The sequence below is a fragment of the Mesorhizobium silamurunense genome (assembly GCF_014843825.1).
In the GTDB taxonomy this organism is placed as follows: Bacteria; Pseudomonadota; Alphaproteobacteria; order Rhizobiales; family Rhizobiaceae; genus Mesorhizobium; species Mesorhizobium silamurunense.
On record NZ_JHQR01000296.1, the window covers coordinates 1 to 10,247 of the forward strand.

Consider the following 10,247-nt stretch of genomic DNA (forward strand, 5'->3'; position numbering starts at 1 on the left):
ACACAACTCGCCTCATATGAGGGGGGCTGTCCCGCCGGCTTATCCTGCCGAGGACGGTTATGCGCCGGCACTTACGGGCGTCGGGGTGACTTTAAAGAACTGAAGCGGACCGGGCAGGCCTTCGGCTTCCATCTCGCCATGCTCTTCAAATATCAGCCCCGAGCCGACCACGAGATCGCGCACCGTCCGGGAGGCGATGATTTCGCCCGGCGGCACTTGGTCGAGCAACTGCAACGCTACCTCGATGGCGATCCCGGAGACATCGTCGCCTCGCGCCTCGCACTCGCCGATGTGAATGGCCGCGTGAACCCCGAAACCCAGCCGCTTCAGGCGCTCGCCAATCGCGATCGCGCACTGGATCGAGCGCGTCGGCCGCTGGAAAACAGCTAGCAGCCTGCCGGCCGCCCGGCTGATCTCCTTGCCTCCTGCGAGCAGTAATTCCTCGCGGATGGCGTCGGCCGTGTGCTCGAGCGGATTGGCACCGGACGCCGCGCCATCGACCGCGAGCGACAGCACCGACACCAGCACCCGCTCGCCAGGCGCCGCCGGCAGGGCGCCTGTGACGAAAGCCTGGATCTCGTCGACGATACGATCGGAGTTCTCGCCCCAGATCACGTGATCCCGGCCGGCAAACTCGATGTATCGCGCGCCTTCGATATGCGTTGCCAGATAGCGTCCTTCTTCCGCTTTGACCCAGCGGTCGCCGGCCGAATGCGCGATCAGCGTCGGCACGTGGATGGCGGGCAGGATGTTTCGAACATCGATTTCGGTGCCCCAGCGCCAGAGCGCGATCGCGTCGGCGGGCGAGGCGGAATTCCGGAGGTAGGCGGCGAACCATTCCTTCTCGAAACTGTCATTCATCAGGCTGGGTGCCGCATTGCTCATATCCGCCGGCTCTCCCCACTCTCTTTCGACGACGGTCAGGTCCTCTTCCACCTGCTCAGCTGTCTTCGCCCAGGGGTAATCCTTCGACCATCTGCCGCTGGCGTAGGCTCCGTTGAGCACGAGTGCCGCCGTGCGGTCGGGATAGGTCGCCGCAAACAGCATGCACATAGGACCGCCCTCGGAGCTGCCGAACAGAACCGTCCGCTTCGATCCGACAGCGTCCAGCACCGCCCGCACGTCTTCCATCCGCTCTTCCATCGTCGGCAAACCGACATTGCGGTCGGACAGCCCGGTGCCGCGCTTGTCCATGCGGATCAGGCGGCAGAATGTGCCGAGGCGCTGGAGTACATGCGAAAACCGCGGCGAGGCCCAGGCCAGGTCGAGGTTGGAGACCCACCCAGGCACATAGATCATGTCGATCGGTCCATCGCCGGTCACCTGATAGGCGATGTTGATCCCGGCCGATTTGACATAGTGGGTCGGGGGGCGCAGGGGCTCGCCGCCGGATGCGCGGCGCTCTCCGGCCTGGGTTGGCGCCGGTGGCGATGTCGGGAGAGCACCCGAGGTGGCCGTCCGGGAGGCGGCTTGCGGCGTCATGCGGCGTGTGCGCAGTTCTTCATGGAGATGCCGGGTTTCCGGCTTGGGCTGCAGCTTAAGCTCTCGCTGCAGCGCATCGCGGCAGTTTTCATATTGCTTGAGCGCCAGATTGATCCGGCCCTGCGCCGCATAGGCTCGCATCAGGGCGCGGTGGGCGTCCTCCCTTAGCGGCTCCATCGCGAGCAGGCGCGTTGCCGCGCGCGCAGGAGGCGGGATCGTTGGTCGCCGAATAGTGCGCGACCAGCCTGTCCAGCACTGCGACCGCAATTGCCCTCAGGCGCTCGCGCTCGACCCGCAGCCAATCCTCGAACGGTTCCTCCTTCAGGCCGAACCCGTCGAGCAGGTCGCCGCGATAGACGACAAGCGCCTTTTCGAGATCCTCAGGCGCCGGGCTGGCCGCCAGCGTCTCGAACCGCACGACGTCGAAATCAAGGCCATCGAGATGGAGGGCGACGTTGTCGCCATCGGTGAGAAAGCGCCCACCGGATGACTGCATGGCCCTCCTGACGGCTGACACCGCCTGCCGCAGGCTCATCCGGGCCTGGGTCTCGCTGTTGATGCCCCAAAGCAGTGTCGCCAGCTTCTCGCGGGACTGCGAATGCCCGGATTGCAGCGCGAGATAGGCCACCATCGCACGTGCCTTGCGGCTGAAGGCCGGGACTGCGGCCCCGACACCGGCAAAGTCGAAACCACCCAGCAGATAAAGGTGAGGCCCGGTCATCGGATCCGCCACAGCCACAATGTGCAGCGCGATCCTTTCGCGGAGCGCGCTCTATTTCAACTGTTATTGCGCCGGCGCGGCGATTTTCACGATTTCATCACGCTGGTTCCCACGCATTCCTCACGGCGCTGGGGGAGCCTGTCCGCACTGAAGCTCTTGTCTCAGGAGGACACCCGTGCAACGCCCCGGTTTGACCGAATGGCCCGTCTGGCATGTCGATCCCTCGGACGATCAGGACGGGCATGGTGCCACGCAGCGCCATGACATTGCCCTGGCCCGCTACCTCGCAAAGCAACAAGCCCACCGGGCATCTGTCGTGCACAGGCTCGAACTGTGGGCCGCGGTGACCCGTGCCGCAACGCTGGCCGCAGGTGCCGGACGCGCCTTCTTCCTGGCACAGCGGTCGTCCGATCGAAATGTCGGCCCGGCAAACAATGCCAGGCGCCGATCAACGCCATTGGCCTGACGCTGTCGAAGAGCCAGGCGCGGTTCAGCAAAATATTCTGGGCCGTTGAGCGTGGCGCCCGAAGCCAGGGCGCGTGCCGGCTATCCCTTCTCTTCCACCAGGATCACGAGCGATTCCGGTACTACACCGTCGAACGCCATGGCATCGGCGGCCGCCTTGCTCTGCATCACGGCCGCGAGCTTGTCCATGTCCGGAACGTCCATCATCACCGCCACGCGTTTCGGGTTCTGGGGGTCGACGAAGGTGCGGATATTGGTGATCCCGAGCGGGCCGAACAGCTCCTCGCGTTTGGGCGATGTGAGCCAGTGGTTCGCGTCTTTGCTGATGTCGTGATGGCCGATGATCGTTGGCATTTGAGACCCTCCCGAGTTGACGTCGGCGGGTAGAAATCGCCCGCCATGGCTGCGATCCTTACTACGTCGAATGAGTGCCGCTTTCGGCAGCTTGTCAATTAGTATTTTCTAATGTGACGATGGCGAGGCCGGAACGGCAGATCTCCCCGCAGGTGGGGAGATTGGGGGCTTGGGCGGGCCGATCCGCCTTCTCCGACAGAAGCAGAACGGTTAGGCTCTCGCGTCGCTGCAGCGGGGAGCCTCGAAGATTCCAAAGCCCACCTTCCTCGAGATCGCCCGCCGCGCCGGCGTCGGCACGGCGACCGTCGAGCGCGTGCTGAACGGCAGGGGCGGGGTGCGCCCCGAGACCGTCGAGAAGGTGGTCGCCGCCGCGCGCTCGCTCGACTATCCGCGCCGGCTCCCCGAGGCGCATCGCGGCGTCATCCGCATCGAGGTCATCCTGGTCAGGCCAGACGCGACCTTCTTCGCCAGGCTGTCACGCGCCTTCGAGCGCATCGCGGCGACGCTCGACCGCACGATAGCCGTCCACCGCACCTTCCTCGACGAGGCCAATCCGGCGGCGATAGCGAAGCGCATCCTGGAGCCAGCCCTCAGGCGCGCCGCGCTCATCCTCGCCGTGCCCGATCATCCGCTGGTGAGCGCTGCGCTAGGAAAACTCGAGGCGGAAAACATCCCGACAGTGCAGATCGTCACCCAGATCTCCGGCACCAAAAGCACCTATGTCGGCATCGACAATTACGCCGCCGGGCGGATGGCCGGGTTGCTGATGGCGCGCATGCAGCGGCAGCCGGGCAAGGTGGTGGCGATCTGCCATAGCCAGATCTATCGCGTGCATCGCGACCGCGTGCGCGGCTTCTTCGACTATCTGATCGAGGAGGGGCGAGATTTCGAGCCGGTGGCCGCGCTGTTCGGCTTCGACGATGGCGACCGCAACGCCGAGCTGCTGCACGAGGCGCTGAAGCGTTGGCCGGATCTTGCCGGCCTCTACAATGCCGGCGGCGCCAACACGGCGCTGAACGAGGTGCTGCGCCGACATGGCAGACGCCGCGAGATATTCTTCGTCGGCCACGAACTCACCGAGCGCAGCACCCGCGGCTTGCGCGACGGCACGATGGATGTCGTGCTCGATCAGGCGCCGGAGGCGCAGGCGCGCCGCGCCATCGACCTGGTGCTTGCCGCGCTTAACCTGCACGACCTTCCGGTCGACAACCCGCCGATCCGCTTCATCACCTTCACCGCCGAGAACCTTTGATCTGATTTGATCAAGGAACCGCGAGCCTTCGCTGCAATCCCGGTGCTAACTCGCCGTGACCGGGAGACGATTGGCACAAGCATTCTCCCCCTCATCCGGCCGCCGGGCAGCACCGACGCCGGCGGCATCCTCTTCTCTCTTGAAGAGGTGGCAATCCGGGTGAGGGGGACTTTTCCAGCCGTGATCGTCTTACCGGGAGCGGGAGGATCATCGATGGCGAGACGGCTGACAGCCTACGATCTGCAGAGCGCCAAAGGCAGTAGGAAATGGCTGCAGCTGCATGTCGACACGCCCGCCGAAGCCGCCGCCGCGGTCGCCTGCGGCATCGTCATCCTCTCCTGCGAGCCCGATCATAATCTGGAAGCCATCCGCCAGGCGGCGCCCCACGCGTTCCTCTCCGTCGGCATGCCATATGGCGCGGTCGCTTCGCCCGATGAGGCGGTGCGGCTGGGCTTCGCCATGATGAAGCGCGGCGCCGATGCGGTCTATTCGTCGCATTCGCCGCGCTTCATCGAGGCCATGGCCGCCGAAGGCATCCCTGTCACCGGCCATGTCGGCCTGGTGCCCAACCGCGCGACCTGGACTAATTTTCGCGCCATCGGCCGTACGGCGGAAGAAGCCTTCAAGGTACTGCGCGCCGCAAAGGATATGGAGAATGCGGGCGCTGCCTGCATCGAGGTCGAGGTGGTGCCGGTCAGACTCGCCGAGCACATCACACGCTCGACCCCGCTGATCACCATGGGCATGGGCTGCGGCAGCGCCTGCGACACGCAATACCTGTTCTCCTGCGATGTGCTGGGCACCCATGCCGGCCACTATCCGCGCCACGCCAAGCGCTATGCCGACTTCGTCACGCTGGAGGCCGAGCTGCAGGAAAAGCGCATCGCCGCTTTCCGCGCCTTCGGCCACGACGTCGCCGCCGGCGCGTATCCCGAAGCGAAGCATCAGGTGGACATGGACGATGCCGCCTATGACCGCTTCCTCACCCTTTCCCAGTCTTTGTGAGATCAGCATGGACGACTTGCAATACGGCACGCGCAACAAAAGGGGCGACTGGGCTCCGAACGAACCGGCCGGCACCGCGCCGCTCTTCGTCTTCCCGCCGCGCCCGCTGGCGGTGCTGAAATGGCTGCCGCATTATTTCCTGCCCTACAATCTGCTCTTCGCCCTCTCGGCGGTGGCGTGGTGGCGCTTCGTGCTGCCCGACGTCGAGGTGATGAAGACGCTCGCGGTCGGCTGGATCCTGCGCCTGTTCCTCGTCAACTGCGCCGCGCTCCTGGTCTTCTTCGGCACCTTCGAGCTTCGACTCTACATTTTGAGAGCCCAGGGCAACCGCTTCAAATACAATGGCAAATGGCCGTCGCAGCAGAAGAGCAAGGCCTTCTTCTTCGAGGACCAGAACATCGACAACATGCTGCGCACCTTCGGCACCGGCATGCCGATCTGGACGGCGATCGAGGTGGCGATCCTTTATGCCTACGCCAATGGCTATGTGCCGTGGCTGAGCTTCGCCGAGCATCCGGTCTACCTGTTCTGCCTGGCGCTGGTGGTACCGATCATCCACGAGACGCATTTCTTCCTGCTGCACCGGACGATCCACTGGGCGCCGCTCTACAAATGGGTGCATTCGGTGCACCACAATTCGGTGAACCCGTCGCCGTGGTCGTCGCTGTCGATGCATCCAGTGGAGCAGCTCGGCTATCTCGGCGTCGCCTTTTGGCACCTGATCATCCCGTCGAATCCGCTGCTGGCGCTCTACCAGCTCCACTATGCCGGCTTCGGTGCCATCCCCGGCCATGTTGGCTTCGACAAGGTGGAACTGACCGAGGATACGAGCGTCGATAGCCACGCCTATATCCACTACCTGCACCACAAATATTTCGAGGTGAACTACGGCGACGGCCTGATCCCGTTCGACCGCTGGTTCGGCACCTTTCACGACGGCGGCAAGGAAGGCGAGGCCCGCATGCAGGCTCGCTATGAGAAGAAGAAGGCGCGTGCCAACGCTGCCGCCGCGAAGTGACAGCCCGGATAGACAGCCACGTTACGAGAAGAAGAAGGCGCGCCAACGCCGCCGCCGCGAAATGACGCCCGCACAGACAGTCACGTGAACGGTTTCGGCGGTTCACTTAGCCATCCCGCAAGGGCCGGTGAACAAGACAGGAGTGAGCCGGCACTCCAGATCCAGAGGGAGGAAACCCGTGAAGAAACTTCTCATCTCGACGGCGCTCGCCGCTTTGATGACGACCGCGTTCGCGACTGTCTCGACCAGCGCCTTCGCCGCCAAGCTCGGTGTCTCGATCGTTGACTTCGACAATAATTTTCAGACGCTTCTGATGCACGGCATGCAGGCCCGCGCCAAGGAGAAGGGCACCGATATCCAGATCGAGGACGCGCATAACGACGTCGCCAAGCAGCTCGACCAGGTCAAGAACTTCATCGCCAGCGGCGTCGACGCCATCATCGTCACGCTGGTCGATACCAATGCGTCGAAGACCATCAGCGAGGAAGCCGCCAAGGCCGGCATTCCGCTGGTCTTCGTTAATCTCGAGCCGTCGGACATGAAGAACCTGCCGGAGAAACAGGTCTATGTCGGCTCGAACGAGGTCGAGTCCGGCACGCTGGAAGCTTTTGAAGTCTGCAAGATGCTGCGCGCCAAGGGCAAGTCGGCCGGCGCTAATGCCTACATCATCATGGGCAGCCTGGTGCATCAGGCAGCACTCCAGCGCACCAAGGATGTCGAGCAGATCTTTGGCACCGACATGTGCAATTTCATCAAGGTCACCGACAAGCAGTCGTCGGAATGGTCGCGCGACAATGCGCAGAACCTGATGACCAACTGGCTGACCGCGGGTGCGGCGCCGGACGCCGTCATCGCCAACAACGATGAATCCGCCATCGGCGCCATCTTGGCGCTGAAGGCCAACGGCATCGATATGAAGAACGTCGTGGTCGGCGGCATCGACGCCACGCAGGACGGTCTGCAGGCGATGAAGGCCGGCGAGCTCTCGGTGACGGTGTTCCAGAACGCCAAGGGCCAGGGCGGCGGCGGCGTCGATGCAGCGCTCGCGCTTGCCAAGGGCGAGAAGGTCGACCGCGTCGTCTACGTGCCCTTCGAGCTGGTGACGCCGGCGAACGCGGCGGAATATCTGAACAAGAACTGATCCCAGGACCGGGCCTCCGAGGCAATCCCGGAGGCCCGCCGCGATCGAATTCACAGGTGAGAAAAATGACCGGCTGGATCAGGGCCTGCGGCCTCGACGACATCGAACAGGAGGGCGCCCGCCGCTTCGACCATGGCGGCCGGACTTACGCGATCTTCCGCTCGCCCGACGACGAGGTGTTCTGCACCGATGGGCTCTGCACGCATGAGGCGGTGCACATCGCCGACGGCTTGGTCATGGACTACGAGGTCGAATGCCCAAAGCACGCCGGCGCATTCGACTACCGCACCGGAGCCGCCAAGCGCCTGCCGCCATGTATCAATTTGAAGACCTATCCGGCGAAGGTCGAGGCGGGGGACGTGATAGTGGCGGTGGGGTGAAAAGCTCCTCCTTCTCCCACAGGAGGGGAGAAGGAGAGGGCGCCGCCTAGATCCCCTCGCCATCCACCAACGGCACGTCCTCACCCTCCCAGGGGCTCGGCATCGACCCGCGCCCTGCCGATGGCAGCGGCATCCAGCATCTGAGTTCCGGCTCGGCGTATTCGACGATGCGTCCGGGCGAAGAGTCCGACGCCCGCCAGCCTTCCTCGCCGAACTGGTCGGCGCGCGACCAGTAGGCCATGTCGACCTCGGCCGGCCCCTGTTCGGACGAGCGCACCGTCACCAGGATGCGGCTGCCGTCCCGCGGCGCGCTCGCCATGTTGCGCCAGTGGTCGGTGTCGTCCATGGGAAGTCCTCCTGACTGAGCAATTCAGGGAAAACCGTGCAGCGGTTTTTCGTCCGGAACTGCGTGAAAGCAAATTGTCTTTTGGCAATAGTCGCCGTCCGCCGGGGAGGGGTCAACCCGAACATGGCGCAAGACAGAGATATCATTCAGGGCTAATATATCCCTCGACCGCAATCGGATAGACGACGATGGACGAAGGATTGCTGTCTCAAGCCACCCGTCTCGGGCCGGTCCATCTCAAGGTGACCGAGATCTCGGCCGCTTTGACCGTCTGGCGCGACACGCTCGGACTGGCGCTTGTCGGCGGGGATGCCGCCACGGCGGAGCTAGGCGCCGGCGGGCGGACGCTGATAGTGCTCCATGCCGGGGCGCAGACACCCCTGCCGCAGAAATCGCGCGATCTCTTCCATGTCGCCATCCATGTGACGACGCGCCGCGACCTCGCCCATGCCGCCGCCCGCCTCAAGGCGTCGGGCTTGCGGTACAGCGCCCAGGATCACCTGGTCTCGGAATCGCTCTACGTCTCCGACCCGTCCGGCAACGGCATCGAGATCTGCTTCGACACGCCGGAGCGCTTCCAGCGCCGGGAGGTATCGGCCGACGGCCGCGTGACGCTGATTGCCGCCGACGGCAGCGCGCATTCCGGGCTCGAGCCGCTGGACGTCCCGGGCCTGCTGCGCGATCTCGGCGATTCCGGCCACGTTGAATCCGCGATGGCCGAGGACGCCTTCATCGGCCACATCCATATGCGCGCCCGCGCGCCGGAGGAACTGATGGAATTCTATGTCGGCGTGCTCGGCTTCCGGCCGCATATCCGGTCGAGGACCTTCGGCATGTTCGATTGCGGCACCGGGCGCCGGGCGCATATGATCGCTTTCAACATCTGGGCGCGCGACGAGCTGCGCGAGCCGCCGCCGAATGCGGCCGGGCTCGACCATTTCACGGTCGAGCTTGCTTCGGCAGAAGAGCTTGCCGCTGTCGCGTTAAGGCTCGACGCCGCCAGCGTGCCTGCGAAAAAGATCGGCGACGCGATCGACACCGCCGATCCGGAGGGCAATCGCTTGCGGCTCGTGGTTCAGGAAGGTTGATTCGCGCCGCGGTGGACCCATCGGGAAGCACAGAGGGAGAAGGGGAAAAATGTCAATCAGGGTGATAGGGACCGGCTTCGGCCGAACCGGTACGGATTCGATGCGCGAGGCGCTGACGATGCTCGGCTTCGGCCCATGCCACCACATGTCGGAGGTCACGGCGCATGAGGAGCAGAAGCGGCTCTGGCGGGCGTTGGCCAAGGGCGCGGTGCCGGATTGGGACCGGCTTTTTGCCGGTTATAAATCCTGCGTCGACTGGCCGTCGGCGCACTACTGGCGCGAGCTGATCGAAACCTATCCCGAGGCGCGCGTCATCCTCACCTGGCGCTCGCCTGAAAGCTGGTGGGAGAGTTTCGCAAAGACCATCCTGCCGGCAGTCGGCGGCAGCCGGGACCAGGAGTCGCTCGGCATTGCGCTCGTCTCCAAACAGGTCTTCGGCGACCGGCCGCAGGACCGCGCGCATGCGATCGCCGTCTACGAGGCCAATGTCGCGGCGGTACTCAACACCGTGCCGGCCGAGCGTCTGCTGGTCCACAAGCTCGGCGACGGCTGGGAGCCGCTCTGCGCCCATCTCGGCGTCCCAGTGCCGGCCGAGCCCTATCCGAGCCGCAACACCACGAAGGAGTTCCGCACGGCGCTTTCGTTGAAGTGAAAAGGGAAGGGAGTAGGCAATAGGTAGTAGGCAGTAGGGTGAACGCCGCACATTTTGACCGCCATCGCCCTATCGCCCTACTTCCCTACTGCCTAGTCCCTACTTCCTTCCGAAGGAAGGAACACAATCATGACCCGCTCCGACACCACCTTCCTGACCGCCAGCGAGCTGGCGGCGGCGATCCGCGAGCGGCGCGTCAGCGCCGTCGAGGCGATGGAGGCACAGCTTGCCCGCATCGCGCTGGTCAATCCGCTCCTCAACGCCATCGTCACCCTCGACGAGGAAGCTGCCCGTGCCGGCGCGATGGCTGTCGACCAGGCGCTCGCGCGCGGCGAGGCCGTCG

12 protein-coding genes and 1 pseudogene are annotated in these 10,247 nt (G+C 64.6%); 9 read left to right on the forward strand and 4 right to left on the reverse strand.

All coding sequences use genetic code 11. The annotated features are described in order from the left end of the window. Positions 1–57: 57 nt before the first annotated feature. Both DH10_RS29845 and DH10_RS29850 read right to left on the reverse strand, forming a co-directional pair. On the reverse strand, positions 58–1,623 hold the full coding sequence (locus tag DH10_RS29845; protein WP_246811664.1) for an alpha/beta fold hydrolase: 1,566 nt from the start codon (positions 1,621–1,623) through the stop codon (positions 58–60). Further along, on the reverse strand, positions 1,571–2,203 hold the full coding sequence (locus DH10_RS29850) for an AfsR/SARP family transcriptional regulator (RefSeq protein WP_192385650.1): 633 nt from the start codon (positions 2,201–2,203) through the stop codon (positions 1,571–1,573). Before DH10_RS29850 ends, DH10_RS29845 begins: the two co-directional genes overlap by 53 nt. A gap of 175 nt (positions 2,204–2,378) precedes the next feature. Here DH10_RS29850 and DH10_RS29855 point away from each other — a divergent pair, with 175 nt between their 5' ends. Beyond that, a complete protein-coding gene (locus tag DH10_RS29855) occupies positions 2,379–2,669 on the forward strand; it encodes a hypothetical protein (protein ID WP_192257448.1) in 291 nt (96 codons plus the stop codon). 80 nt (positions 2,670–2,749) lie between these two features. On the opposite strand, the gene DH10_RS29860 is transcribed toward DH10_RS29855, so the two are convergent. Continuing rightward, positions 2,750–3,022, reverse strand: a complete 273-nt coding sequence (locus tag DH10_RS29860) for a hypothetical protein (RefSeq protein ID WP_192257450.1) — start codon at positions 3,020–3,022, stop codon at positions 2,750–2,752. Between the two features lie 247 nt (positions 3,023–3,269). Between DH10_RS29860 and DH10_RS29865 the strand changes: the two genes are divergently transcribed. The 5 genes from DH10_RS29865 to DH10_RS29885 all read left to right on the forward strand — a co-directional run bounded on the left by DH10_RS29865 (position 3,270) and on the right by DH10_RS29885 (position 7,818). Next, entirely contained in the window at positions 3,270–4,274 is a 1,005-nt protein-coding gene (locus DH10_RS29865; RefSeq protein ID WP_192257466.1) for a LacI family DNA-binding transcriptional regulator, read from the forward strand. Between the two features lie 213 nt (positions 4,275–4,487). Further along, on the forward strand, positions 4,488–5,279 hold the full coding sequence (locus tag DH10_RS29870) for a 3-methyl-2-oxobutanoate hydroxymethyltransferase (protein ID WP_192385651.1): 792 nt from the start codon (positions 4,488–4,490) through the stop codon (positions 5,277–5,279). Positions 5,280–5,286: 7 nt separating this feature from the next. After that, on the forward strand, positions 5,287–6,297 hold the full coding sequence (locus tag DH10_RS29875) for a sterol desaturase family protein (protein ID WP_192257455.1): 1,011 nt from the start codon (positions 5,287–5,289) through the stop codon (positions 6,295–6,297). A gap of 178 nt (positions 6,298–6,475) precedes the next feature. Next, positions 6,476–7,438, forward strand: coding sequence for a substrate-binding domain-containing protein (locus DH10_RS29880; protein WP_192257457.1), 963 nt, complete (start codon positions 6,476–6,478; stop codon positions 7,436–7,438). 65 nt (positions 7,439–7,503) lie between these two features. Next, positions 7,504–7,818, forward strand: a complete 315-nt coding sequence (locus tag DH10_RS29885) for a MocE family 2Fe-2S type ferredoxin (protein WP_192257459.1) — start codon at positions 7,504–7,506, stop codon at positions 7,816–7,818. A 46-nt stretch (positions 7,819–7,864) separates the two neighbouring features. Here DH10_RS29885 and DH10_RS29890 read toward each other — a convergent pair whose 3' ends face one another. Continuing rightward, entirely contained in the window at positions 7,865–8,164 is a 300-nt protein-coding gene (locus DH10_RS29890; protein WP_149803665.1) for a hypothetical protein, read from the reverse strand. A 188-nt stretch (positions 8,165–8,352) separates the two neighbouring features. Between DH10_RS29890 and DH10_RS29895 the strand changes: the two genes are divergently transcribed. The 3 genes and pseudogenes from DH10_RS29895 to DH10_RS29905 form a co-directional block, all read left to right on the forward strand. Then, the gene (locus DH10_RS29895) at positions 8,353–9,252 is read left to right on the forward strand and encodes a VOC family protein (protein WP_192257461.1); all 900 of its coding nucleotides are present in this window, start codon (positions 8,353–8,355) and stop codon (positions 9,250–9,252) included. A 49-nt stretch (positions 9,253–9,301) separates the two neighbouring features. Continuing rightward, the gene (locus tag DH10_RS29900; protein WP_192257463.1) at positions 9,302–9,904 is read left to right on the forward strand and encodes a sulfotransferase family protein; all 603 of its coding nucleotides are present in this window, start codon (positions 9,302–9,304) and stop codon (positions 9,902–9,904) included. A 129-nt stretch (positions 9,905–10,033) separates the two neighbouring features. Continuing rightward, positions 10,034–10,247 (forward strand): annotated as a pseudogene (locus tag DH10_RS29905) (amidase); the annotation flags it as partial.